The following is a 24,022-nucleotide window of genomic DNA, read 5'->3' as shown; positions in this document are numbered from 1 at the left end:
GAACCATCAGTCAGTTCAATTATAAAAGGGGAGTTACAATGAAGAAACGTTTCCTGCTTGCGACCACCGCAGCACTTCTATGTTCAAGCGCGATGGCTTTCGCGCAATCATCGGATGGTATTCTCACCATCGCGACCATTGGCGAGCCGCCAACGCTGGATGCGATGCAGACTCCAACTGATATCGTTTTGACGATTGATCAGCATATCTTTGAGACGCTTTACACCTATGATGAACAGTGGAAATCGGTTCCATTGCTCGCCGCCGGTATGCCGGAAATCTCTGAAGATGGTTTGACTTACCGGATTGCGCTGAGAGAAGGAGTGAAGTTCCACGACGGCAGCGACTTTGACTCCAAGGACGTCGTTGCATCCTTGAAGCGATGGATGGAAATCAATTCCAAGGGCAAGCAGGTTGCTGGCATCGTGGACAGCCTGACCGAAGACGGCGACCATGCCGTCATCATCAAGCTCAAGTCGCGTTATGCGCCGCTTCTCGCCACGCTCTCGCAGGCGTCGATTATTATCCCGTCGGAGACAATCGCCGATACGCTGACGAAGTTCGTTGGAACCGGACCCTACGCGCTCAAGGAACGCAAGCCGGATCAGTACACGCAGCTCGTGCGCTTCGATGATTATAAATCCCCGGAAGGTGAGCCAAGCAACTATGCAGGCAAGCGCGAGGCTATTGCAAAGGAACTACGCTTTGTGCCTGTTCCCGATGCGAATACACGCGTTGAGGGGCTGATTTCCGGTCAGTTTGATTTCGCAGATTCGCTTCCCGTCAGCGCCTATGAGCGCGTTGAGACAAGCGGCAAGGCGAAGCCGGTCATCTTCAAGAACTCCGGCTGGGCCTCCATGAATATCAACATGAAGGAAGGCGCGCTCGTCAAAAAGGAACTGCGTCAGGCGGTGCAAGCTGCACTCAACGCGTCCGACATGATGCTCGCAGCCTTCTCCGATGACCGCTTCTACAGCGTCGATGGTTCGATTTTCCCGGAAGGTTCGTTCTGGCATACTGAAGCCGGTGTCGCCCGTTATGGCGAAGGTGATCCGGAAACAGCAGCCAAGCTCCTGAAGGATGCCGGATATGACGGCACGCCGATCCGGCTCTTGACCAGCCGTCAATATGAGTTCCATTACAAGATTGGTGAGGTGGCTAAAGCCTATCTTGAGGCAGCGGGTTTCAAGGTGGATATGCAGGTTGTCGATTGGGCTACGTTGACGACACGTCGCGCCGATCCGAAGCAGTGGGACATCTTCATCACCCATTCGAATTTCCCTGGCGATCCGACGACCATCAACACCATCACGGATAGCTATCCGGGCTGGTATGTGTCGGACCAGAAAGCCAAGGCCGTCGCTACCTATATGGATGCGACGAGCGATGAAGCAAAGCAGAAGGCGTGGGAAGGCATCCAGACCGTCATCTATGATGACGCGCCGCTCTATAAGGTCGGTAATTTCAATGCGCTTTCCGGCGTTGCGGATGGGGTTTCGGGTTATACGCCAACCTACTGGCCGCATTTCTGGAATGTAGCCCCGAAGAAGTGAGGCAAACCATGTCGAGGATCGTCCGGGCACTGTTGCACCGTTTGATAGGCATGGCCGTCGTGCTTGCCCTTGTTGTGACAGTTGTATTCGTCATTGTCCGGGTCACGCCCGGCGATCCTGCTGCCGTCATGCTGGGGTCTGATGCGACCCCGCAGGACATCGCAGATTTGAGAGCACGGATGGGGCTGGATGCGCCCCTTCTGGTGCAATATGGCCAGTTCGTGCTGGGCATATTCCAGGGCGATCTAGGTCAGTCCATTTTTCTCAATCAACCCGTGACACAAGCCCTTGCTTCGCGTGCGGAGCCCACATTCTTCCTCACGCTGTTTTCGATACTGATTGCAGTGCTGATTGCCTTGCCCGTTGGGGTTTTCTCTGCAGTTAAACGAGGCACCTTCTTTGACCAGACTGTGGTGGTGCTGACCATGGTGGCAGCGAGTGTACCCAGTTTCTGGCTGGGCCTCCTCCTCATTCAGATTTTTGCCGTGCAATATGGCTGGTTTCCGGCGTCAGGTTATGGCGGTCCGGATACGAGCTTTCTGGAACGATTACATCACCTGATTTTGCCTGCAGTGGCGCTTGGGGTTGTTAATTCCGCACTGATTACCCGCTTTACACGCGCTGCCATGCTTGATGTGTTGGGGGATGACTATGTGCGCACCGCCCGCGCAAAAGGCGCCAGTGAACGCCGCGTAATCCTGAAGCACGCGTTCAAAAATGCGCTTGTGCCTATCATCACCGTCATCGGCCTTTCCATTGCAATGCTGGTCGCTGGCGCTGTGGTGACGGAGACTGTGTTCGGCCTGCCCGGCATTGGCAATCTGGTGGTGTCGGCGGTTTTGCGCCGCGACTATCCGGTTATCCAAGGCACGCTGCTTGTCGTCGCCGCCATCTATGTCCTGATCAATTTTGTGGTCGACATGCTCTATATTCTTGTAGATCCGAGGGTACGCCTGTGACGCTCGCTTCCATTTCCTTGCCCTTTGCATCGAGCTTGCGTCGTCTATTTGGCAACCGTGCAATCATGCTTGGCTCAATCATTCTGCTGATCGTGGTGCTGGCAGCGATCCTTGCGCCATGGGTTGCGCCTTATGCCCCCAACAAACTGTCGATCGTCAACAAGCTGCACGGACCGTCCTTAACGCATCTATTCGGCACCGACGAGTTCGGGCGCGATATTTTCTCGCGTGCCATTTATGCAGGACGCATTTCGTTGCTCGTCAGCCTCGGTGTGGTTGTGATCTCAACCGTTCTGGGTGTCATACTGGGTGTCACAGCCGGATATTTCCGCAAGCTGGATACGCCTATCTCCAGACTGCTCGACGCAATGATGTCCTTTCCGGATATTCTGCTGGCGATTGCGCTTGTTGCAGCACTAGGTCCTTCGTTGATGACCGTTATCATCGCGCTTGGGATCACCTATGCGCCGCGTCTGGCGCGTATCGTGCGCGGCTCGACACTGGTGATCCGGGAGATGCCCTATATCGAGGCTGCAATTTCGCTGGGGCTTCCCACCTGGCAGATATTGTTGCGTCACGTGCTGCTCAATCTGGCCTCCCCCATTCTCGTACAGGCGACGTTCGTCTTCGCTTCGGCAATGCTGGCGGAGGCAAGCCTGTCCTTCCTGGGAGTTGGCGTTTCGGCGGACATGCCGACCTGGGGAACCATGTTGGCGTCGGGGCGGGAATATATGAACAACGCACCCTGGCTCATGCTGTTCCCCGGCCTTGCCATCGTCTTTTCCGTCCTCTCGCTGCAACTTGTTGGCGACGGCTTGCGCGATCTGGTCGATCCGCGTCTCGCAAAGGAAAGCTGATCATGTTTGAAGAGCATAGCGGCGAAATTCGTCCCGTTCTGTCAGTTGAAAACCTGACCACCTCGTTCAAAACAGCGGACGGTTGGCGACCCGTAATCCGCAACATCAATTTCCATGTGAACGCTGGCGAGACAGTTGCAATCGTGGGGGAAAGCGGTTCGGGTAAGAGTGTTACCGCGCTTTCCACCATGCGGCTGCTGCCGCCTGCAAAATCGAAGTCGGAAGGCCGGATTTTACTCGATGCGCGCGATCTCCTGCAAGTATCAGAAGCCGAAATGCGTTCGGTGCGCGGTGGCTCCATCGGAATGATTTTTCAGGAGCCGATGACTTCGCTCAATCCGGTTTTCACGATTGGCAATCAATTGGCTGAAGCCTTGGTGCTTCATCAAAAACTGAGCTGGAAGCAGGCTGAAGACGAAGCCGTTCGTCTCATGGAGCGCGTCCGCATTCCTGCGGCTCGCTCCCGCCTGAAAGAATATCCGCATAAGTTCTCCGGCGGCATGCGCCAGCGTGTTATGATTGCAATGGCGCTCGCCTGTCGCCCAAGGCTTTTGATTGCCGACGAGCCAACGACTGCTCTGGATGTAACAATTCAGGCCGAAATCCTGCACCTCATTCGCGAGTTACAGCAGGAAGAGAACATGGCCGTTCTCTTCATCACGCATGATATGGGCGTCGTCGCGGAGGTTGCGGATCGTACTGTGGTCATGTTCCGTGGCGACATGGTCGAGACGGGCCGCACGGAACAACTCTTCGTTGCACCAAAAGAAATTTATACCAAATCGCTGCTTGCTTCCATTCCGCGTCTGGGGACCATGGGCGCTGCGACAGCGCCAAAGCGGTTTCCATCCGTTGATCCGCAAACCGGAAAAGCCACGGACGGTGTGCAGACAAAACCCGTGTCCGAAGACCGAAAGCCGCTTCTTCAGGCGTCCAATATTGTAGTGCGGTTTGATCTCCCGAACGGTCGCATTCACGCCGTTGAAGATGTTTCGTTCGATCTTCGTCCCGGCGAAACGCTCGCATTGGTCGGGGAATCCGGTTGCGGAAAATCGACGACCGGACGAACGGTCATGCGTCTGCTCCAGCCGACATCGGGAAATATAGTCATTGATGGCCAGGACGTGACCAAACTGGCCGCATCGCAGTTGCGCGAAATGCGGCGCAGCGCGCAGATGATTTTTCAGGATCCGTTTGCTTCGCTTAATCCCCGTATTCGCATAGGTGCGGCGATTGCTGAGCCTATTCTGGCCCATAAGATGATGGGGAAGCGTGAGGCGAAACGGCGAGTTGCAGAACTGCTGGAGCAGGTAGGGCTTTCCGCTTCCGTAGCTGAACGTTTTCCGCACGAGTTTTCAGGCGGCCAAAGGCAGAGAATTTCCATCGCACGCGCCTTGGCGCTGAAGCCAAAGCTGATAGTCGCGGATGAGGCGGTGTCGGCGCTCGATGTTTCGGTCAAGGCGCAAGTGGCCAATCTTCTACTCGATTTGCAAGAGGAAAACGATCTTGCCTATCTCTTCATCAGCCATGACATGGCTGTTGTGGAGCGGATCAGTCATCGCGTCGCTGTCATGTATCTGGGCGAGATCGTTGAGATCGGTCCACGCGAGGCAATCTTCGGCAATCCTCAGCACCCTTATACACGCCGCCTCATTGCAGCCGTGCCGATTCCTGATCCGTCGTCGCGCGGGCTGGTGCGTCCGGAGCTTGGCGAAGAAATCAAGAGCCCGTTGCGACCGCTCGATTATGTGCCGCCCAAACGCAACTATATAGAAGTTTCGCCAGGGCATCTGGTGCAGGATTTCTCCGAATGGGGCGAGCGCCTGACCGCTGCGTGAGCGATGCAAAAGTACCAATTGAATAAGGAGCCTAGACATGAGCAATGAAAAGCTGATCCGTTACGAAACCGCTGACAATCAGGCTGGCGGACAGCGCCGCCCCTTTGCAAAAGCGGTTCGTGCGGGCGATTTCGTCTATGTCTCTGGACAAGTTCCGACACTTAACGGCGAAGTGGTGGTGGGCAATATCGTTGCCCAGACTGAACAGGTCATCATCAACATCAAGGACGTGCTGGCCCTTGCTGAATGCACATTGGCTGATGTGGTTAAGGTAAACGTCTGGCTTGATGATGCACGCGATTTTTCCAGCTTCAACGCGGTGTTTCAAAAGCACTTTATCGATCATCCGCCAGCGCGTTCCACGGTGCAGTCGCCATTGATGATTGACGCCAAGGTGGAGATGGACGTGATCGCCTATAAGCCATTGGCATAAAGCACGCACGATATTCGGCAAGCCGACCCAGCTTGGCTTGCCGACATTTACTTAGTTCTGGTCCAGCACGCGTGACAGGCTGAGTGCAGCCAGTGTGCAGATTGCACCGGATATCAGATATCCGCCGATGAAGATAATACCGAGGCTGGTTGCAAGGCCAAGAGCGACGAGCGGGGCAAAGGCGGCTCCGACGAGCCAGGCAAGATCCGATGTCAGTGCCGCACCGGTATAGCGATAATACTGCGTGAAACGGGAAGACACCGCGCCCGAAGACTGGCCAAATGTCAGTCCCAATACGCCAAAGCCGATCAGAATATAAGCATCTTGTCCGGCACTGCCTGCATCAAGCAGGAAGGGGGCGGAAAAGCTGAATATGGCGATGATAATGGCGCCAACCATCAATTCGCTACGTCGTCCAATGCGGTCTGCGACGAAGCCCGACAGGATAATACCGACCACGCCGATCGCGGCGCCAGCTACTTGCACCCAGAGGAAGCGTTCTGCAGGTTGCGTGCCCGAAAGCACAACCCAGCTGAGCGGAAAGATCGTGACGAGATGGAACATGGCAAAGCTCGCCAGCGGCACAAATGCGCCGAGCAGGACATCAGTGCTATGCTTGCTCAGCATTTCAAATACCGGCCGTGGTTGCAATTCCTGTGCTTCCATAGCTGCGCCAAATTCGCTGCTTGCAACGATGCGGAGACGGGCGAATAGCGCAACGACATTGATTGCGAAGGCGACAAAAAATGGATAGCGCCAGCCCCATGCGAGGAAGTCCGCTTCGCTGAGGTTATGCACGAAATAAGCAAACAGAACACTGGCGAGCGCAAAACCGATAGGCGCTCCCAATTGCGGTATCATTGCATACCAGCCCCTTTTACTCTGGGGTGCGCTCAAACTGAGCAGTGAAGCCAGACCATCCCAAGCACCGCCGAGCGCGAAGCCCTGTCCAAGTCTAAACAGCGCGAGTAGAAATACGGCCCAGTATCCGATCGTCTCGAAGCCGGGCAAGAATGCGATGGATGCTGTTGACCCGCCGAGGATGACGAGGGCAAGCGTCAGTTTCGTACCTCGCCCGTACTCGCGATCAATCCACATGAAGATGAAAGAACCCACGGGACGCGCAATGAATGCGAGCGAGAAAACCGCAAACGACATCAAAGTCGCCGTCACCGGATCGGGGGCAAATGGAAAAATCAGCTTCGGGAAAACCAGAATGGACCCGAGTCCATAGACGAAAAAATCGAAGAACTCGGACGTTCGACCGATGACGACACCTATGGCGACGTTGCCCGGAGACAGGGGCTTTCCGTCACTGTGGATGCGTCGCGCGTCTTGTTCAAGACCTGTTGATGTCGGCGTGGCGGACGAACTCATGAAACTCTCCGAGGGAAACGTATCATGTGCTTTATGATGTCGCACCAGCGCACGATATCAAGGAACAGGGCAAAAAAAAAGCCGATATAGTTGCCTAAAAGCTGCTTTGCCGCGAAATTTTCACAAACTGAAAAATGGGTCTTCCCGAAACGCGATTGTGCCTTATCATGATTAAAGGAACAGAATGTAGGTCGGGTTTAACATGGACTCATTCTTTAGTTTCATACGAAATACGATCCTAGCCTCGCTTCTTCTGGGGCTGGCCGGGTGCAATATGGTCGTCATGTCCCCGTCCGGGGATATTGCCGCCCAGCAGCGGGACCTCATCGTCATATCGACGATCCTGATGCTGATTATTATTGTGCCGGTTATTTTCCTCACACTTTTCTTTGCCTGGCGGTACAGGCAGTCTAACAGCGCGGCCAAATATGATCCCGAATGGCATCATTCGACGGCATTGGAAGTGGTTATCTGGACAGCGCCGCTGCTGATCATCATAGCATTGGGCGCGATCACCTGGGTCAATACGCACAAACTCGACCCCTATAGGCCTCTCGACAGAATTGATGGCGCTCGACCGGTCGAGGCTGGAACAAAGCCGCTAACCGTTGAGGTTGTGGCGCTCGACTGGAAATGGCTGTTCTTCTATCCGGACTATGGTATCGCCACGGTGAACGAGATGGCGGCACCCGTTGACAGGCCGATTGATTTCAAGATCACCGCTTCGTCAGTCATGAATTCCTTTTATATTCCGGCACTTGCGGGCATGATCTATGCGATGCCCGGAATGCAGACGCGGCTTCATGCCGTCATCAACAAGGCCGGTGAATATGAAGGCTTCTCATCCAATTACAGCGGTGAAGGCTTTTCCCATATGCGCTTCCAGTTTCACGGGGTTGATGATTCCGGCTTCGACAACTGGATCAATCGGGTGAAGCAGAACGGTACCGCGCTGAACAGGGATACATATCTCAAGCTTGAAAAGCCAAGTATCAAGGAACCGGTTCGGTATTTCGGAGCGGTCGAAGACGGGCTTTTTCAAGCCATACTCAACATGTGCGTTCGTCCGGGCCAGATGTGCATGAGCGATATGATGCATATTGATCGGATGGGTGGCGCAGGCGTCGACAGCCGTGAAAATAAGGCCAAGCTTCAACACGACAATCGCTATAGCAATGATGCGGCCCAACCCGCAGCAACGGATGTTCAAACCACTCCGAGCACCAATCAGGAACAGGGTCATGACATGCATAATATGCACAACATGCCTTGAAGTTGATTCAGGTCGATGGCGTGACACAGGTTAGGACGAGTTAAAGTTAGAGTTCAGACAAGTACATAGGTCCAAACATTGAAAACGCGATGATCGCGTGAATATAACTTCGGGAATGTTCTATCATGATTGGCGGTAACAGTCCTACGAGTATGATTTTCGGGCGTCTCACTCTTGAGGCGATACCCTATCACGAACCGATCCTCCTGCTGACCTTCATAGTGGTCGCAATCGGAGGGATCGCTGTCGTGGGGCTGATCACCTATTTCAAGCTTTGGGGCTATCTTTGGAACGAGTGGTTCACCAGTGTCGATCACAAGAAGATCGGCATCATGTATGTTGTTCTCGCGCTGATCATGCTGCTTCGAGGCTTTGCAGACGCAATCATGATGCGTATTCAGCAGGCATTGGCCTTCAACGGCTATGAAGGCTATCTGCCTCCCCACCACTATGATCAGATATTCACCGCCCATGGCGTGATCATGATTTTCTTCATGGCAATGCCGTTTGTAACTGGTCTGATGAACTATGTGGTGCCGCTTCAGATCGGCGCGCGCGACGTATCGTTTCCGTTTCTCAATAATTTCTCGTTCTGGATGACAACTGGCGGTGCCATCATCATTATGATGTCGCTATTTGTGGGAGAATTTGCTCGTACTGGCTGGCTGGCTTATCCACCGCTGTCCGGTATTGATTACAGTCCGGATGTCGGCGTTGATTATTATATATGGGGCTTGCAGGTGGCAGGTGTGGGCACGACCCTGTCAGGCATCAACCTCATCGCCACGATCGTCAAGATGCGTGCACCGGGCATGTCATTCATGAAGATGCCTGTGTTCACCTGGACGTCGTTGTGCACCAATGTGCTCATTGTCGCGACATTCCCGATTTTGACAGCAACACTCGCTCTGCTATCACTGGACCGTTACGTGGGGACGAACTTCTTCACCAATGATCTTGGTGGCAATCCGATGATGTATATCAATCTCATCTGGATTTGGGGACACCCGGAAGTTTACATCCTTGTTCTGCCGGCTTTTGGTATTTTTTCGGAAGTGGTGGCGACATTCTGCGGCAAGCGTCTGTTCGGCTACGCTTCGATGGTCTATGCGACCTGCGTCATCATGATCCTGTCCTATATCGTCTGGCTCCATCACTTCTTCACCATGGGGTCCGGCGCATCAGTCAATGCGTTCTTCGGCATCACGACGATGATCATCTCCATCCCAACGGGTGCGAAGATGTTCAACTGGCTCTTCACGATGTATCGCGGACGGATACGCTATGAAGTGCCTATGCTATGGACCATCGGCTTCATGGTGACATTTGTGATCGGCGGTATGACTGGTGTGATGTTGGCCATACCACCAGCGGATTTCGTGCTGCACAATTCGCTCTTTCTCATCGCGCATTTTCATAATGTGATTATCGGCGGCGTCGTCTTTGGTCTCATGGCGGGATTGGTCTACTGGTGGCCGAAAGCATTTGGCTACAAGCTCGATCCGTTTTGGGGCAAGATGAGCTTCTGGTTCTGGCAGATTGGATTCTTCTTTGCCTTCATGCCGCTTTATGTTCTGGGCCTCAAAGGTGTAACGCGCCGCGTCAGTCAGTTTGAAGATTCTTCGCTTCAGATATGGTTTGTCATTGCGGCCTTCGGCGCGTTTCTCATAGCGCTCGGCATCGCGTCCTTCGTGATCCAGCTCGTTGTCAGCTTCCTGAAGCGGGAGCAATTGCGCGACCTGACCGGCGATCCGTGGGGTGGTCGAACGCTTGAGTGGTCAACCTCTTCGCCGCCGCCGGAATATAACTTCGCTTTCACGCCAGTCGTTCATGACCATGACAGCTGGTATGACATGAAAAACCGCGGTTACGAGCGCCCGCTTACTGGTTATCGTCCCATCCATATGCCGCGTAACACGGGTGCAGGCGTCATACTTGCAGGGTTCAGCGTCGTTCTCGCCTTCGCTCTCATCTGGCACATCTGGTGGCTGGCAATTGTCTCCTTCGTGGCTTTGCTGATCACCGCAATCGGCCATACATTCAACTATAAACGTGACTTCTATATCCCTGCTGAAACCGTGGCGGCGACTGAAGATGCGCGTTCGAAACTTCTCGCTGGATAGGTTGAATTATGACAGAAACACATCTGGACCAAGCCGAGAAGCCGCAGTTCTATCTGACGGAAGACCACCATCCGGAAAACAGCACCATGCTGGGCTTCTGGCTCTATCTGATGAGCGACTGCCTGATATTTGCTGTTCTTTTTGCTACCTATGGCGTGCTTGGTCGCAATTATGCGGCCGGACCTTCACCAGCCGACCTGTTTGATCTCAGCCTGGTCGCTATCAATACGGCGATGCTTTTGCTGTCGTCGATCACATATGGCTTTGCCATGTTGCAGATGCAGCGCGATGACAAGACTGCAACGCTATTCTGGTTGGGCATTACCGGCATTTTCGGCGCATTGTTTCTTGCTATCGAAATTTATGAATTCAGCCATCTTATTCGCGAAGGGGCCGGGCCGGGCCGTTCGGCATTCCTATCCTCGTTCTTCACGCTTGTCGGTACCCACGGCCTGCATGTTACCTTCGGTATCATCTGGCTGATTACGCTCATGTTGCAAGTCATGCGTCATGGTCTGATCGTCGAGAACCGCAGACGTCTGATGTGCCTTTCGATGTTCTGGCATTTTCTCGACGTTATATGGATCGGCGTGTTCTCCTTTGTATATTTGTTGGGAGTTCTGGGATGAGCGTACAAGGCGAGCACCACGGAGCCCAATCGGGCCATCACGACAATCATGGGTCGGGCGCGGACGAGGTCCATGCGACCTTTGGCGGATACATGACAGGCTTTGTCCTGTCGGTTATTCTCACCGCCATCCCATTCTGGCTTGTTATGGGCGATGTTTTCGCCAGCAAGCAGCTGACCGCCATGCTAGTCATGGGGATAGGAGCGGTCCAGATTGTGGTTCACATGATTTACTTCCTGCATATGAGCCCACGCTCAGAAGGCGGCTGGACGCTGATGGCACTGATCTTTACGCTCATCATCGTTGGTATCGCACTGGCTGGGTCGCTTTGGGTTATGCACCATCTCAATGAGAACATGATGCCGATGAGCCCGGAGATGATGAAGAACATGCCATAGCTGCGGTCCCGACGAACGCGTCTTTTATGACCTGTGTGCTGAAAGCCGCAGTGACAGAATTTCGGCCACAGCGGCAGGAAGTGGACGTTGTGGTAGTTCCTGAGCAGAAACTGCGCCCATTGACGCCTGAACGTCGGCGATCTTGTCAGCAAGAGCGCCTGTCAGACCCAAAGCATCAAGTGTGGCGGCGCTTTCGCGCATTTCGGCTGCCCGGCGTGCACCGTGACGTAGCGTCCGCTCAAACATGTAGTTGACGTTCTGTGGCCATCCGAGGCCCGGGTAACTGGCTGAAAGCGACGAAAGGACGTAGTCGAAGCAACCCGAAGCGGATGCAGCCAGCATCGTCTCGACAGTTAGTGCCTCAAGACCTTTGACGAAGAGAGAACGAACCATCTTGATGGCGGTCGCCGCACCCGGTTCCGGCCCTATAACTTCGAAATTGAAGCCAAGAGAGCGCATGTCGCCAGCCACTATATCCGCCGTTGAACCGGCGAGCAGCACGGGCGTTTGGTGGCCTCTTGGGTCAACGGGCGCCATAACCGCCATGTCGAGATAGGTGGCACCGCTCTTTTCCACTATGGCGGCGGTTTCCTTTTTCCGGTCAGGTGAGACGGAATTGATGTCGATAAACAGCTGACCACTGGAAAGTGCATCCATAACCGCAGCGGCGGCATTGAAGCTCTGGTCGGCGGTAACAGCGCTGATGATCCAGTCGGCATCCGCGATCGCTTCGCCCGCGGTGGGCTTTAATGCAACGCCACGCGCATTGGCTGTGGCAGCAATCGTGCTGTCCGCTTTCAGGTCGTAGGCGGCTATTATTTTGGCGGTGCCGAGCTTTTGCAAGCTGTCCGTAAATGAACGCGCAGCTTCGCCAAATCCAATAAATGCTATTTTCATAGTTCCTCTCAAGACTGGTGTGCCGCCACCAGATCGATGAATTGTTGTTGCGCTGCCGTTGGCATCCAGTTCTTGCGTGTGGTCAAACCAATGGGGCGCTCGGTATGGCTAAGGTCGAGCGGCAGTTGTTTGAGAAATCCGCGAGCGAGTTCCGCCTGTGCCTGAAGATACGATATGCAGCCCAAATGCTCGGTGCTGAGCAGCAATTCACGCATCAGCACCAGCGAGCTGGATTCGATGAGGCTATCCGGTGCACAGTCGGCATTTTCAAACAGCCGGTCGAAGTGCTGGCGGATGGGTGTTTCGCGGTTACCGACGATCCAGGGATAGCGCGCCAGATCTTGAACGGTAATCGTGCTTCGGCGCATCAAGGGATGCTCGCTTCCAGCAATCAGCGCCAGCGTATCGGTGAAGAGAACCTGTTGTTCCACATCGTCTATTGGTGTGGGAAATCGTAGCGCTCCAATAAGAAAGTCAATCTCGCCTCGTCGCAGTGCGGAAAGAAGATCGACATAGGGTCCTTCCACAATCTTTATCAGGGTCTTGGGACGCAGAACGCGAAACTTGGCGATTGCCTTTGGCAGAATATAGGACCGTGATAGCGGCATGCCGCCAATCACAACCCGGCCTGCTTCTTCGGACACCGTATCTGCCACATCGGCTTCCGCCTGTTCAAGCTCGGCAAATGCCAATCGCGCAGCCTGTGCCAATTGCACGGTTATGCGGGTGGCAATAATGCCATAGGCAGTGCGTTCGAAAAGCTTGCGTCCAGAGGCATCTTCCAGCTGAGTGATTGCGCGGTGGACGGTGGGTTGGGCCAGATGCAAGCGCCTCGCGGCTAGCGTAAAATTCTGGGTCTCATGGACAGCAATCAGTGCTTCCAGCTGCGCCGTGGTGACGGTGATGCACAGACGCGGATTGATGCCGGACAGGATCGGGTCGATCAGTTCGAAAGTGCGCCGCACGCGTGTCGCAAAAGCCTCGCCGTGTTGATTGGCAAAAAGACCTGTGCTGGTGCGGGAAAACAGCGACATGCCAAGCTTGCGCTCTATTTTCGCCAGTGCCTGTGTCACGGCGGGTTGTGAAACATGGCAGGTTTCAGCCGCCCTCGTTACGGAATTGCTGTCGACAACCGCCAGAAACACGCGCAGATGCCGGAAATTATGACGTGTGTCCGATTGTGAAGACGACGATATGTGTGGGAAGAGCGGTGTTTCAGCGTTCATTTTTTCGAGCTTGCCAAGGGTAGCAAACTCTAGGCTGAGTTTAACGCTCTGTCCACGAGAGACACGGCGATGCGGTGTACTTGGTCGAGACTGATCCATGCGTCAAACCTCACATAACCGCTTTCGAAGCATAAACGGGAGCGGCAAATATTGCCGCTCCCGTCGCCGTTTACTTTGCAGGGTCCTTGACCTGATCGTAGGTCTTAAACTCGGTGTTATAGAGTTCTCCGTCAACTTTCTCGACCTTGCGCATATAGATGTTCTGGACGATATCCCGCGTTGCTGGATCGATGGAAATCGGACCACGTGGGCTGTTGATCTGCATGCCTTTGGCAGCATCGACAAATGTATCGCCGGTTGCATCGCCACCTGTCTTTTCCAGCGTCTTGTAAATCAGCTCCAGTGCGTCCCAGGCGGACACTGCCACCATGTTGGGACGCATGCCGCCGTTTTCCTTTTTGAAGGCTTCCACGAAGGCCTTGTTTTCAGGCGATGCATGGTTCGCAGAGTAGGGACCTCCGGTAATAACGCCGATAGCCGGTTCACCCATATCATTGATGAGGTCATCGTCGGTGACGTCGGCCATGGCGATGACTTTGATACCCGACTTGTCGAGTCCGCGCTCCACAAACTGCTTCATGAAAGCCGCACCCGCGCCGGTCGGTACGAAGACAAAGATCGCTTCTGGCTTTTCGTCTGCGGCGCGTTGCAGAAACGGAGCGAAGTCTGGATTTGCCAGCGGCACTTTGAGCTTGGACAACAGCGTGCCGCCATTGTCCTGCAACGTCTTTTCAAACCATTTTTCGGCATCCGCGCCCGGGCCATAGTCCGACACGATGCTGACGAATTTCTTGGTACCGTTTTCCGGTGCCCATTTGCCGATAACCGCTGCCATCTGCGGAATGGTCCAGGACGTCCGCAGAATGTAAGGCGATGCACCGGGGATTGAAGAAGTGGCTGCCACCATGATGATCTGTGGCACCTTGGCACGCTTTGAAAGCTGCGCAACCGATAAGGCCGTCGGTGTGTTGCCGAAGCCAGTCAGAATGGATACCTTGTCTTTGGTCACCAGTTCCTGCGACAGCCGCAAGGCGTTGTCGGGCGTGCTGGCATCATCCTTGATGATGAATTCGACCTTCTTGCCGCCCGCCGTATCACCATGCGTGGCGAGATAGGTTTTGAGTGCGGCATTGATCTGCCGTCCATTCGATTGAAAGCCGCCGGTCAGCGGAATGACCACGCCGACTTTAACAGTGTCTTCAGCCTGTGCCAGTGCAGGCAGACCGATTGCTGCTGCTGTCAGCGCTCCAATTGCAAGTTTCTTTAATCCCATTGTTTTCCTCCTCCAAATTTTACCGGATACCCACGGCTCCGGCGATGTGTTCAAGTTGTCGGCTGGTCCTACGAAAGGCCGACCCCCAGAAGCTGCCCCAGTGTGTGTTCATCACGGGCCAGCTCGTCACTTCGGCCCGCATAGGCCACAGTCCCGCGGTCGAGAACGATGGCTTCGTCTGTGATGTTGAGTATTTGTTGTGCGTGCTGTTCCACGATGATGGCAGAAAGGCCTTCCTCGCGAACGATCCGGCGGATGGCGGCCAGCAGTTCTTCCACGATGATCGGCGCCAGACCTTCGGTCGGCTCGTCGAGCAGCAGCACTTTGGGATTGATCACCAGCGCACGCGCGATAGACAGCATTTGTTGTTCGCCGCCTGACAGTTGATTACCCATATTGGCGCGCCGTTCCTGCAATCGCGGAAAAAGCGTATAGACGGCGTCGAGTGTCCAGCGACCGAGCCGCGCAATGGCCGTGATGTTTTCCTCGACTGTCAGTGAGCGGAAAATGCCGCGCTCCTGCGGAACCCAACCGATCCCCGCCGCAACGCGCCGTTCCGGTGCCATGCGCGCTATGTCTTCGCCATCCAGCAAAATGCGCCCGCTGTGAAAGCGGGTCAGCCCGACAATGGTGTTGAGCGTCGTTGTCTTGCCAACTCCGTTGCGTCCGAGTAGCGCCAACGCTTCGCCAGCACGCAAGTTGAAGTTCACGCCATGCAGCACGGTTGCCTTGCCATAACCGGCACAAAGTCCTTCCAGTTGTAGAAGATCAGCCATGCTGCCCGCCTCCAAGATAGACTTCCTTGACGCGTGGATCAGAGGCGATCTCTTCAACATTTCCTTCCGCAAACAAGGCTCCGGAAACCAGAACTGAAATGCGGTCGGCAAAGCTGAAGACGAGGTCCATATCGTGTTCGATCAGTAGAACCGAGACATCGGCCGGAAGTTTCGCCAAACGCTTGAGCACTTCCTGCCGGTCGGCCTGCGGCACACCTGCCGCGGGTTCATCAAGCAGCAAAACTTTCGGTTCGCAAGCGATGGCAAGGGCAATTTCCAGCAGGCGTTGTTTGCCATAGGGCAGGGACGAGCAGGTGGAATCCATGACGTTTTCCAGCCCGAAGTCCTCGACCAGCCGCGCAATTTCGTCGTCGATTCCAGGCAAGGCACCAGTGCGGCGATACCATTGGGTGCCATATCCTCGACGCTCATTGATGACGAGCGCCAGACTTTCAACGACGCTAAGCTCGGCGAAGAGCTGGTTGATCTGGAATGTGCGCACCAGTCCGCGTTTCACACGCTTCTCACGCGAAATGGTCGAGATATTGGCCCCATTCAGACGAATTTCGCCTTGTGACGGGGTAATCACGCCGGTCAACAGATTGATCAGTGTGGTTTTTCCGGCTCCGTTTGGCCCGATCAGGGCATGGCGTGCGCCGCGTTCCAGGCGGAAAGTCACATCATTAGTGGCTTTCAGTCCGCCAAAGAATTTGCTGAGATGAATAGTTTCCAGTGCGGCGACGGTCATTGTGTGGCCTCGCGGGATTTCTGAGTGCGCCGCGACAGCCGTGCCGAAAGCGCGCGGATGAATTGACGAGGACGGTCGCGCCCAAACAGAACGAAAGACACGAGAAGGACGCCGAGCCAGAACTGCCAATATTGTGGTGTCACGGATGACAAGGCGTCCTGGATCAGTTCGTAGACGAGTGCGCCAATCAGGCCGCCATAGAGATAGCCGGTGCCGCCGATGACAAGCACCATCAGGCCGTCTGCCGATTTCTGGAACGACAGAACATCGAGCGAAATGAACTGCTGTGTCTGGGTGAAAAGCGCACCCGCTATGCCGGCATAGGCACCGGCAATGGTGTAGATGGTCACCAGTCGGGAGCGCACGGGAACGCCGACTGCCGAAGCGCGCAGCGGGTTTTCGCGGATCGCTTGCAACGAATAGCCGAAAGGCGAGAAGACGATGAGGCGGGCAAGTACGAACAGCACGAATAATACGGCCAGACTGTAGGCGTAGCCGGTGTGGCCAAACAGATCGAACTCGAAGACGCCGAAGATTGGCTCGATGGTAATGCCCTGAAGCCCGTCCGCACCTCCTGTCAGCCAACTCGCCTGATTGGCGATTTCATGACACACGGCAGCAACGCCGAGTGTCACCATGAGGCGGGTGAGGTCGCCGCCGCGCAGCAAGAGAAAACTGGTGGCGAAGGCCAGAAGTGCACCGGAGACAGCGCCGACAGCGAGACCCGTCAGCGGTTCACCGGAAACATAGATCGAGAACAGGCCGCTGGCATAAGCGCCGACGCCGTACATTGCAGCCTGTCCAAGGGTTACCACGCCGCCATAACCGAGGATGAGGTCGATAGAAAGCGCCAGAATGGCAAAGCCGACGACCTCGATCAAAATGAGATGCTGGTCGGGAAAGAGGAACCAGGCGGCGATCGCTGCAACCCAGAAAACGGCTTCAAGTAATCCCCAGCGGGTTCTCCGCTTGAGGCTCTGCGCGACATCCGAGGCGGAAACTGTCTGTGTCAGGGCGTTAACCATCAGCTTGCCCTCGCAAACAGGCCCTGCGGACGGAAAACAAGCACCGCAACCAGAACGATATAGATGATGAAACCGCCGAGTGCGGGAACGTAATATTTGCCCATCACATCGGCAATGCCGAGCAAGATCGACGCGACAAGTGGTCCGGTCATGCTGGAGGTGCCGCCGATGGAAACGACGATCAGGAAATAGACCATGAATTTCAAAGGAAAGGTCGGGTCGAGGCCGAGGATTTCGGCACCCAGTGCTCCGCCTAGTCCAGCCAGACCAGAGCCGACAGCAAAGGTCACGGCGAAAACGGTGTTGACGCGAATGCCAAGTCCGCGCGCGACACGGCGATCATCGACCGAGGCGCGCAATTGGCTGCCGAAACGGGTCTTCGCTAAAGCCAATTGGAGCGCTATAGCAAGAGCGCCACACACGACAATAAGAAATGCGCGATAGATGCCGATGCCCACGCCAGCAATTTCTACCCGTCCGCGCAGGAACTCAGGGAGATTGAGGATCTGCTGCTGTGATCCCATCAGATAGTCGATTCCGGCCACGGCGATGAAAACAATGCCGATGGAAAACAGCACCTGATCGAGATGCGATTTCTCATAAAGACGGATATAGAGCGTCTTTTCCAGTATGACCCCGGCTATAGCCGTCACGATGAACGCGATGGGCAGCGTCGCCAAAAAAGGCACGCCAATACGGTTCGTGAGAATGACGGTGACATAGCCTCCGGCCATGGCGAAAGCGCCATGCGCGAGATTGATGAAATTCATCAATCCCAACGTAACCGCCAATCCGCATGACAATACGAATAGCAGCATTCCATAAGCTACCCCGTCGAACAAAAGGGTAAGCATTCTTCCTCCCAGTCGGATCGCGCCGAAAGGCGCGCCTCTCTATCGGATGATCGGAAGCAGCCATGCACTCGCGGCGCTTCCAATGCGTCCTGATTGGCTGTCAGGATTATGGAAAGTGCGCGTCAAACCCATTTAGAAATGGGCGTGACGACATAAGAAAATGCTATAGTTGGAATGGCACACATCGACGGGTTGGATTTATCTATAGCAAAAACTTATCATGTTGCGCCCATAACCAAATTGGAATGTGGCGCGGTCTGTTGTGAAGTTTCCTCAGATTAGAGGAGAGTTTCATGACCGAGAAAAAGACGGCGCTCGTTATCAGTGCGCATGCGGCCGATTTTGTCTGGCGCTGTGGCGGGGCAATCGCGCAGCACGCCGAGCTTGGATATAACGTAACCGTCGTCTGCCTTTCCTTTGGTGAGCGTGGAGAGTCAGCCAAGCTCTGGAAAGATGCAGGCATGACGCTGGAGCGCGTCAAGGCGGCGCGCCGTGCGGAATCGGAAAAGGCGGCAAAGGCTCTTGGCGTGCATGACCTCGTTTCGTTCGATCTTGGCGACTATCCGCTGCGTCTGAACGATGAGGACAAGTTCAAGCTCGTCGATGTAATCCGCGATGTGCAGCCGGCTTTCATGCTCAGCCATTCGCAATATGACCCCTACAATACCGACCATATGTATGCGACCGAGATTGCGCTTGAAACGCGCATGATCGCACAGGCCTGGGGGCATAAGCCGGGTGAGAAAGTGCTTGGCGCGCCGCAGCTTTATCTGTTCGAGCCACACCAGACCGAACAGATGGGCTGGAAGCCTGACACGTTTTTAGACATCACGTCGGTATGGGACAAGAAATGGGCCGCCATCCAGTGCATGGAAGGGCAGGAACATTTGTGGGCCTATTACAAGAATGTCGCCGAAAATCGCGCGAACCATTTCATGCGCAATTCGGGCGGGCAGTCCGGTGGTCGCAAGGCAAAATATGCCGAAGGCTTCCAATCAGTATTTCCACGTACCGTGGATGAGCTTTAAACAGCATGGCGTATGACAGGGAGGACGCCATGGAGCGGAGTTTTGATATTGCCCACCTCGCGCATGTTGAGGTGTATACCGACAAATTCGAGGAAAGCCTCGATTTTTTCACGCGCATCTACGGGCTGAAACTGTCCGGCATGGATGAGCAGTCCGCCTATTTGCGGGCCTGGGACGATTATGAATTCCATTCGCTCAAATTGACCCGGCATCACACCACTGGCGTCGGACATATCGCTTATCGCGTAGCGTCGCCGGAGGCATTGGAGCGCCGTGTGAAAGCGATCAGCGAAAGCGGATACAAGATCATCGGTTGGGTGGGGGGTGATCGAGGACATGGCCGAGCGTTCCGGTTTGAGGATCCGTTCGGCCATGTCTTCGAGATCTATTGGGATACCGTGCGTTATACGGGACAAGGTGCGGATGCGCCGGTGCTCAAGAACACCGCAAGCGCCTACACCGGCGCAGCACCGCGGCGGATCGATCATCTTAATCTCCTGTGCAGCGACGTGACGGAGTTCCGCAGGTTTATGGAAACCTGTCTTGGGTCGCGTGTCACGGAGATGATCCAGCTCGATAATGGCCGCATCGGTGGTGCGTGGTTCACCATCAACAACAAGACCTACGATCTCGCCTGCACGGAAGAGCATGGGGGTGGCCATGCGCGTTTACATCATCTCACCTATGCGACGGATCAGCGAGAAGACATTCTGCGTGCGGCCGACATCTTCCTTCAAAATGGCGTTCATATCGAGACCGGTCCGCACAAGCACGCCGTGCAGGGCACGTTCTTTCTCTATGTCTGGGAACCGGCGGGCAATCGTGTGGAACTGGCCAATTCAGGCGCACGTCTGATCCTCGCGCCGGACTGGGAACCGATCGTCTGGACGGAGTCGGAGCGCAGAAAAGGACAGGCCTGGGGTCTGAAGACCATTGAGACGTTCCACACCCATGGAACGCCCCCGGTCGCAGGAAGTAACAAGGAGCGTTGAAATGCCAGTTGTCGTTCAGAATATTGCGCGCGCCAAACCGGAAGTCATTGATGGGCTGGCGGCGGCAGGTGTGGCAACCGTCCATGAAGCGCAGGGACGCAAAGGTCTGCTGTCAAGCTATATGCGCCCGATCTATTCCGGCGCACAGGTTGCCGGATCGGCTGTAACGATTTCGGCGGCACCGGGCGACAACTGGATGATCCATGTGGCGATCGAACAGTTGCAGCAAGGCGATATTCTGGTTCTGGCGCCAACAAGCCCCTGCGAGGACGGCTATTTCGGCGATTTGCTTGCCACTTCGGCACAGGCGCGGGGTTGCCGCGGGTTGATCATCGATGCGGGTGTGCGCGATGTGCGCGATCTGACATCTATGGGCTTTCCAGTTTGGTCAAAGGCTGTCTTTGCGCAGGGAACGGTGAAGGAAACGCTGGGGTCGATCAATATTCCTGTCGTCTGTGCCGGAGGCTATATCGAGGCGGGCGATATTATCGTGGCCGACGATGACGGTGTCTGTGTCGTGAAGCGCACTGAGGCCGAAGACGTGTTGAGTGCAGCGCAAACGCGCCTTGCCAATGAGGAAGCCAAACGCGCGCGGCTGGCGGCGGGTGAACTGGGTCTCGACATCTACAAGATGCGCGAACGTCTGGCGGAAAAGGGACTCAAATATGTATGAGGACGGCATTCCCTGCCTCTGGATGCGGGGAGGGACATCCAAGGGCGCCTATTTTCTGGCCGCCAACCTGCCGTCTGATAAGCAACAGCGTGATGCAGTGCTGCTGGGCGTCATGGGCTCGCCGGATGTTCGCCAGATTGACGGTATCGGCGGTGCCGACCCACTAACCTCGAAAGTGGCCATCCTGTCGCCTTCCAGCCGCGATGATGCGGATGTGGATTATCTCTTTTTGCAGGTCTTTGTGGACCAGCCACTTGTCAGTGATGCGCAGGGTTGCGGGAATATTCTGGCAGGTGTTGGACCGGCAGCCATTGAAATGGGCCTGGTGGCTGCGAAGGACGATGTGACGCCGGTGCGCATTCACATGGTCAATTCGGGTGAGATTGCGCTTGCCCAGATTTCCACTCCCAACCGTCGCGTCAATTATGCCGGTGATACCGCAATTGCTGGCGTTCCGGGCACTCATGCCGCCATACCTCTTCTGTTCATGAATGTCGCCGGCTCCATGTGCGGAGCTCTGTTGCCGACCGGCAACGAAATGGACATCATAGAGGATGTCGAAGCAACTCTTATCGACAATGGAATGCCTTGCGTCATCATGCGCGCTGCCGATTTCGGCCTGACAGGCATGGAGACCCGCGAAGAGCTGGAAGCGAATAACGATCTTAAAGCAAAGCTTGAAGTAATCCGGCTAAAAGCCGGCTTATTGATGCATCTCGGCGATGTGCGCGAGGCGTCCGTACCGAAAATGACGCTCGTTTCTGCGCCCACTGCCGGAGGTGCCATATCGACGCGCAGCTTCATTCCGCATCGTGTTCATGCTTCCGTCGGTGTGCTGGCGGCGGTGACGGTCGCGACAGCAACACGCTTGCCCTCCAGTCCCGCAGCAAAGCTGGTGAACGCACCGCATGATGGTCGTTATGCGATTGAACATCCAAGCGGCGCGATGGAAGTTTTCCTCGATCTGGCAGCAGACGGAACGGTCAAAGGCGCAGGCACCATTCGCACGGCGCGCAAACTGTTCGAAGGCAGGGTTTTTCCGGCGGCGATTGAGTAGCCATTTGACATGCATTTGATGAATATGCCTGTGTGAGGAGCGAAACAGGCGGGAAACAAATGCTGACATTGCGACAAATCGAAGTTATCCGGGCAATCATGGTGACCGGGACGATTGCCGGTGCGGCCAAACTACTGAATGTCTCTGCTCCGGGGATCAGCAGGCTCATGAAATATTCGGAAGATTCCCTCGGCATCCGGCTCTTTGATCGTCGCGGCGGGCGTTATGTTCCAACATCACAAGCCCGCAATATCTTCGATCTTCTGGATACGGTGCACCGGAAAATCGATGATCTGCAATCGGCTGTCGCGGATTTAAGCAAGGGCAAGGCGCAGGAACTCTGCGTTGCGTCCGTGCCAAGCATCGCCAATGTGATGGTGCCGCGCGCGGTCGCAAAGGTGCGCGAGCGTTACAGCGATGTTCACCTCGACCTCAATATTCTCAAGATTGAAGAAGCCGTTGACTATCTTCTTCTAGGACGTGGCGAGATCGTTGCAATCTCATCGCGCTTCGATCATACGCTGATCGAATTCGAGCCGCTGGCAAAGGGGCGGTTGCTCTGCATCGTGCCTGAGACAAGCCCGCTGGCATCACGCGAAAAGATCACGCCTCGGGAAATGTCGGAACATCCGCTGATCGGCATCAACCCGAAAGACCCGTACGGTGCAATCATGGCGGCGATGTTCACCAATGCGGGCCTCGACTATCGCATGAACATCAAAGCCCGCTTCGGGACGACTGTGTGCAGTCTGGTTGCAGCCGGGCTGGGTATAGCGATAATCGACGAGTTTACGGTCGCGCATGGTGTGGTGCGAGGCCTGAAAAGCATTCCAATTGACGCGGAGAGCGCCTTTCACACTTATATTGCCTATCGCAACGATCTGCCGCTTTCCGTCTATGCGGAACATTTCATCGATGTGTTGCGCAAGGAAATGAACGCTGTCAGCTCATTCGGCCACAAATACTGACGCGCCGCCAATTAACATCATGTTATGGAATCCTATTCATTTGGTAGGCGATATTATCTCTGCCATTCGCTAATCTGTTCCTGGGAGCGCTCTAATGCGAGCGCGCAGGCTAGGATCAGTGAATTCATGGCATATGGCGATAATGCTCAATCTTTGCAGGACAACGGGCCGTTTCCGAATGGAGCGACGCGCCTTTTTCCTGTGGTTGGAGATCCGATTGAGCAGGTGCGTTCGCCGGAAGTCATGACGGAACTGTTCCGCGAGCGCGGCGAGAATGCGCTTGTTGTTCCGTTGCATGTTGCGCCATCCAATCTGCCAGTTGTTTTCGCCACATTGAGCGTGGTCGACAATATCGGCGGTTTGCTGGTGACGATACCGCACAAACAGCAGGCCTATGAGCTATGTGCCGGACTGACGGACAATGCCACCTTCATTGAGGCGGTCAATGTTGTTCGGCGCGCTGGAAATGGGTGGTACGGCGATAATACTGACGGCATCGGCTTTCTCGATGGCATTGAATGGGAAGGGTTCGATGTGCAAGGGAAAAGCGTCCTTCTCGTCGGATGCGGCGGTGCCGGAACAGCCATTGCGCTGGAAATGCTGAAGCGAGGAGCAGCGCGGCTTGCCATTCACGATGTCGATAGCGACAAGCGTGATTCTGTAATCGGCAAACTCAGTGCACGTTATCCGGGTAAGGTTGTCGTTGGCAGCGATGACCCTTTCGGGTTCGATCTGATTGCAAATGCTACGCCGATGGGTATGAAATCGAATGATCCATATCCCGTAAACGTAACAAAGTTGCGGTCAGAGCAGTTTGCTGCTTGCGTGATCACTAAACCGCACGTATCGCCATTTATCGAGGAAGCTAGAAAACGGGGCTGTCAGACGATGATTGGTGCTGGAATGTTCGATGCGCAGGCGGAGGTCCTGGCGGATTTTCTGACCGGTCACGACGGGCACCATGCAGGTTGTGCGCCGTTGCCGACACCCGAAAAAGGGTAGGCT

General features: G+C 55.1%; 23 protein-coding genes. 15 read left to right on the top strand and 8 right to left on the bottom strand.

From position 1 onward, the window contains the following. Positions 1 to 38: 38 nt before the first annotated feature. The 5 genes from FHW00_RS12280 to FHW00_RS12260 are packed head-to-tail and all read left to right on the top strand — an operon-like array spanning position 39 to position 5,640. Positions 39 to 1,553: an ABC transporter substrate-binding protein gene (locus FHW00_RS12280; protein ID WP_078337144.1), complete on the top strand. Its 1,515-nt coding sequence runs from the start codon at positions 39 to 41 to the stop codon at positions 1,551 to 1,553. Between the two features lie 8 nt (positions 1,554 to 1,561). Then, positions 1,562 to 2,512: an ABC transporter permease gene (locus FHW00_RS12275; protein ID WP_210276519.1), complete on the top strand. Its 951-nt coding sequence runs from the start codon at positions 1,562 to 1,564 to the stop codon at positions 2,510 to 2,512. Further along, positions 2,509 to 3,369 carry an ABC transporter permease gene (locus FHW00_RS12270; RefSeq protein ID WP_078337143.1) on the top strand — a complete coding sequence of 287 codons (861 nt, stop codon included), beginning with the start codon at positions 2,509 to 2,511 and terminating at the stop codon, positions 3,367 to 3,369. Before FHW00_RS12275 ends, FHW00_RS12270 begins: the two co-directional genes overlap by 4 nt. Positions 3,370 to 3,371: 2 nt before the next feature. Further along, positions 3,372 to 5,207: an ABC transporter ATP-binding protein gene (locus FHW00_RS12265; protein WP_078337142.1), complete on the top strand. Its 1,836-nt coding sequence runs from the start codon at positions 3,372 to 3,374 to the stop codon at positions 5,205 to 5,207. A 37-nt stretch (positions 5,208 to 5,244) separates the two neighbouring features. After that, complete coding sequence (locus FHW00_RS12260; RefSeq protein WP_078337141.1) at positions 5,245 to 5,640, top strand: RidA family protein; 396 nt, start codon at positions 5,245 to 5,247, stop codon at positions 5,638 to 5,640. A gap of 51 nt (positions 5,641 to 5,691) precedes the next feature. Here FHW00_RS12260 and FHW00_RS12255 read toward each other — a convergent pair whose 3' ends face one another. Continuing rightward, positions 5,692 to 7,017, bottom strand: coding sequence for an MFS transporter (locus FHW00_RS12255; protein WP_078337140.1), 1,326 nt, complete (start codon positions 7,015 to 7,017; stop codon positions 5,692 to 5,694). A gap of 202 nt (positions 7,018 to 7,219) precedes the next feature. On the opposite strand from FHW00_RS12255, the gene cyoA reads away from it, so the two are divergent. The 4 genes from cyoA to cyoD all read left to right on the top strand — a co-directional run bounded on the left by cyoA (position 7,220) and on the right by cyoD (position 11,440). Continuing rightward, positions 7,220 to 8,290, top strand: a complete 1,071-nt coding sequence (cyoA, locus tag FHW00_RS12250) for a ubiquinol oxidase subunit II (protein ID WP_078337139.1) — start codon at positions 7,220 to 7,222, stop codon at positions 8,288 to 8,290. Between the two features lie 125 nt (positions 8,291 to 8,415). Further along, on the top strand, positions 8,416 to 10,413 hold the full coding sequence (cyoB, locus tag FHW00_RS12245; protein ID WP_078337138.1) for a cytochrome o ubiquinol oxidase subunit I: 1,998 nt from the start codon (positions 8,416 to 8,418) through the stop codon (positions 10,411 to 10,413). Between the two features lie 8 nt (positions 10,414 to 10,421). Then, positions 10,422 to 11,042, top strand: a complete 621-nt coding sequence (cyoC, locus tag FHW00_RS12240) for a cytochrome o ubiquinol oxidase subunit III (RefSeq protein WP_078337137.1) — start codon at positions 10,422 to 10,424, stop codon at positions 11,040 to 11,042. Beyond that, positions 11,039 to 11,440: a cytochrome o ubiquinol oxidase subunit IV gene (gene cyoD / locus FHW00_RS12235; protein ID WP_078337136.1), complete on the top strand. Its 402-nt coding sequence runs from the start codon at positions 11,039 to 11,041 to the stop codon at positions 11,438 to 11,440. Before cyoC ends, cyoD begins: the two co-directional genes overlap by 4 nt. 24 nt (positions 11,441 to 11,464) lie before the next feature. On the opposite strand, the gene FHW00_RS12230 is transcribed toward cyoD, so the two are convergent. The 7 genes from FHW00_RS12230 to FHW00_RS12200 all read right to left on the bottom strand — a co-directional run bounded on the left by FHW00_RS12230 (position 11,465) and on the right by FHW00_RS12200 (position 18,299). Next, positions 11,465 to 12,337, bottom strand: coding sequence for an NAD(P)-dependent oxidoreductase (locus tag FHW00_RS12230; RefSeq protein WP_078337135.1), 873 nt, complete (start codon positions 12,335 to 12,337; stop codon positions 11,465 to 11,467). An 8-nt stretch (positions 12,338 to 12,345) separates the two neighbouring features. Next, positions 12,346 to 13,563, bottom strand: a complete 1,218-nt coding sequence (locus FHW00_RS12225) for a LysR family transcriptional regulator (RefSeq protein WP_078337134.1) — start codon at positions 13,561 to 13,563, stop codon at positions 12,346 to 12,348. A 169-nt stretch (positions 13,564 to 13,732) separates the two neighbouring features. Next, positions 13,733 to 14,896 (bottom strand): ABC transporter substrate-binding protein, encoded by a 1,164-nt coding sequence (locus tag FHW00_RS12220; protein WP_078337133.1) that lies wholly within the window; start codon positions 14,894 to 14,896, stop codon positions 13,733 to 13,735. A gap of 68 nt (positions 14,897 to 14,964) precedes the next feature. Continuing rightward, positions 14,965 to 15,672 (bottom strand): ABC transporter ATP-binding protein, encoded by a 708-nt coding sequence (locus tag FHW00_RS12215; protein WP_078337132.1) that lies wholly within the window; start codon positions 15,670 to 15,672, stop codon positions 14,965 to 14,967. Next, positions 15,665 to 16,420, bottom strand: a complete 756-nt coding sequence (locus FHW00_RS12210; protein ID WP_078337131.1) for an ABC transporter ATP-binding protein — start codon at positions 16,418 to 16,420, stop codon at positions 15,665 to 15,667. The genes FHW00_RS12215 and FHW00_RS12210 overlap by 8 nt, the downstream gene beginning before the upstream one ends. Further along, positions 16,417 to 17,445, bottom strand: coding sequence for a branched-chain amino acid ABC transporter permease (locus tag FHW00_RS12205; RefSeq protein WP_078337130.1), 1,029 nt, complete (start codon positions 17,443 to 17,445; stop codon positions 16,417 to 16,419). The genes FHW00_RS12210 and FHW00_RS12205 overlap by 4 nt, the downstream gene beginning before the upstream one ends. After that, positions 17,445 to 18,299, bottom strand: coding sequence for a branched-chain amino acid ABC transporter permease (locus tag FHW00_RS12200; RefSeq protein WP_078337129.1), 855 nt, complete (start codon positions 18,297 to 18,299; stop codon positions 17,445 to 17,447). Before FHW00_RS12200 ends, FHW00_RS12205 begins: the two co-directional genes overlap by 1 nt. 293 nt (positions 18,300 to 18,592) lie before the next feature. Here FHW00_RS12200 and FHW00_RS12195 point away from each other — a divergent pair, with 293 nt between their 5' ends. The 6 genes from FHW00_RS12195 (at position 18,593) to FHW00_RS12170 (ending at position 24,019) form a co-directional block, all read left to right on the top strand. Then, positions 18,593 to 19,327 (top strand): PIG-L deacetylase family protein, encoded by a 735-nt coding sequence (locus FHW00_RS12195; RefSeq protein WP_078337128.1) that lies wholly within the window; start codon positions 18,593 to 18,595, stop codon positions 19,325 to 19,327. Between the two features lie 29 nt (positions 19,328 to 19,356). Beyond that, the gene (locus FHW00_RS12190) at positions 19,357 to 20,319 is read left to right on the top strand and encodes a VOC family protein (RefSeq protein WP_078337127.1); all 963 of its coding nucleotides are present in this window, start codon (positions 19,357 to 19,359) and stop codon (positions 20,317 to 20,319) included. Between the two features lies 1 nt (position 20,320). Beyond that, positions 20,321 to 20,992, top strand: a complete 672-nt coding sequence (locus FHW00_RS12185) for a 4-carboxy-4-hydroxy-2-oxoadipate aldolase/oxaloacetate decarboxylase (RefSeq protein WP_078337126.1) — start codon at positions 20,321 to 20,323, stop codon at positions 20,990 to 20,992. Further along, positions 20,985 to 22,049: a 4-oxalomesaconate tautomerase gene (locus tag FHW00_RS12180; RefSeq protein ID WP_078337125.1), complete on the top strand. Its 1,065-nt coding sequence runs from the start codon at positions 20,985 to 20,987 to the stop codon at positions 22,047 to 22,049. The genes FHW00_RS12185 and FHW00_RS12180 overlap by 8 nt, the downstream gene beginning before the upstream one ends. A gap of 59 nt (positions 22,050 to 22,108) precedes the next feature. Next, positions 22,109 to 23,017, top strand: coding sequence for a LysR family transcriptional regulator (locus tag FHW00_RS12175; RefSeq protein WP_078337124.1), 909 nt, complete (start codon positions 22,109 to 22,111; stop codon positions 23,015 to 23,017). 126 nt (positions 23,018 to 23,143) lie between these two features. Then, positions 23,144 to 24,019 carry a shikimate dehydrogenase family protein gene (locus tag FHW00_RS12170; protein WP_078337123.1) on the top strand — a complete coding sequence of 292 codons (876 nt, stop codon included), beginning with the start codon at positions 23,144 to 23,146 and terminating at the stop codon, positions 24,017 to 24,019. Positions 24,020 to 24,022: the final 3 nt, after the last annotated feature.

Source organism: Ochrobactrum sp. P6BSIII, from assembly GCF_014138065.1.
Lineage (GTDB): Bacteria > Pseudomonadota > Alphaproteobacteria > Rhizobiales > Rhizobiaceae > Brucella.
This window is presented reverse-complemented; position numbering and strand designations above follow the sequence as displayed.

What these genes read in the sequence shown, in the direction of transcription:
- FHW00_RS12280 (WP_078337144.1), top strand. Translation starts at nt 39, where the DNA reads ATGAAGAAACGTTTCCTGCTTGCGACCACCGCAGCACTTCTATGTTCA.
- FHW00_RS12275 (WP_210276519.1), top strand. Translation starts at nt 1,562, where the DNA reads ATGTCGAGGATCGTCCGGGCACTGTTGCACCGTTTGATAGGCATGGCC.
- FHW00_RS12265 (WP_078337142.1), top strand. Translation starts at nt 3,372, where the DNA reads ATGTTTGAAGAGCATAGCGGCGAAATTCGTCCCGTTCTGTCAGTTGAA.
- FHW00_RS12260 (WP_078337141.1), top strand. Translation starts at nt 5,245, where the DNA reads ATGAGCAATGAAAAGCTGATCCGTTACGAAACCGCTGACAATCAGGCT.
- FHW00_RS12255 (WP_078337140.1), bottom strand. Translation starts at nt 7,017, where the DNA reads ATGAGTTCGTCCGCCACGCCGACATCAACAGGTCTTGAACAAGACGCG.
- cyoA (WP_078337139.1), top strand. Translation starts at nt 7,220, where the DNA reads ATGGACTCATTCTTTAGTTTCATACGAAATACGATCCTAGCCTCGCTT.
- cyoB (WP_078337138.1), top strand. Translation starts at nt 8,416, where the DNA reads ATGATTGGCGGTAACAGTCCTACGAGTATGATTTTCGGGCGTCTCACT.
- cyoC (WP_078337137.1), top strand. Translation starts at nt 10,422, where the DNA reads ATGACAGAAACACATCTGGACCAAGCCGAGAAGCCGCAGTTCTATCTG.
- cyoD (WP_078337136.1), top strand. Translation starts at nt 11,039, where the DNA reads ATGAGCGTACAAGGCGAGCACCACGGAGCCCAATCGGGCCATCACGAC.
- FHW00_RS12230 (WP_078337135.1), bottom strand. Translation starts at nt 12,337, where the DNA reads ATGAAAATAGCATTTATTGGATTTGGCGAAGCTGCGCGTTCATTTACG.
- FHW00_RS12225 (WP_078337134.1), bottom strand. Translation starts at nt 13,563, where the DNA reads ATGAACGCTGAAACACCGCTCTTCCCACACATATCGTCGTCTTCACAA.
- FHW00_RS12220 (WP_078337133.1), bottom strand. Translation starts at nt 14,896, where the DNA reads ATGGGATTAAAGAAACTTGCAATTGGAGCGCTGACAGCAGCAGCAATC.
- FHW00_RS12215 (WP_078337132.1), bottom strand. Translation starts at nt 15,672, where the DNA reads ATGGCTGATCTTCTACAACTGGAAGGACTTTGTGCCGGTTATGGCAAG.
- FHW00_RS12210 (WP_078337131.1), bottom strand. Translation starts at nt 16,420, where the DNA reads ATGACCGTCGCCGCACTGGAAACTATTCATCTCAGCAAATTCTTTGGC.
- FHW00_RS12205 (WP_078337130.1), bottom strand. Translation starts at nt 17,445, where the DNA reads ATGGTTAACGCCCTGACACAGACAGTTTCCGCCTCGGATGTCGCGCAG.
- FHW00_RS12200 (WP_078337129.1), bottom strand. Translation starts at nt 18,299, where the DNA reads ATGCTTACCCTTTTGTTCGACGGGGTAGCTTATGGAATGCTGCTATTC.
- FHW00_RS12195 (WP_078337128.1), top strand. Translation starts at nt 18,593, where the DNA reads ATGACCGAGAAAAAGACGGCGCTCGTTATCAGTGCGCATGCGGCCGAT.
- FHW00_RS12190 (WP_078337127.1), top strand. Translation starts at nt 19,357, where the DNA reads ATGGAGCGGAGTTTTGATATTGCCCACCTCGCGCATGTTGAGGTGTAT.
- FHW00_RS12185 (WP_078337126.1), top strand. Translation starts at nt 20,321, where the DNA reads ATGCCAGTTGTCGTTCAGAATATTGCGCGCGCCAAACCGGAAGTCATT.
- FHW00_RS12180 (WP_078337125.1), top strand. Translation starts at nt 20,985, where the DNA reads ATGTATGAGGACGGCATTCCCTGCCTCTGGATGCGGGGAGGGACATCC.
- FHW00_RS12175 (WP_078337124.1), top strand. Translation starts at nt 22,109, where the DNA reads ATGCTGACATTGCGACAAATCGAAGTTATCCGGGCAATCATGGTGACC.
- FHW00_RS12170 (WP_078337123.1), top strand. Translation starts at nt 23,144, where the DNA reads ATGGCATATGGCGATAATGCTCAATCTTTGCAGGACAACGGGCCGTTT.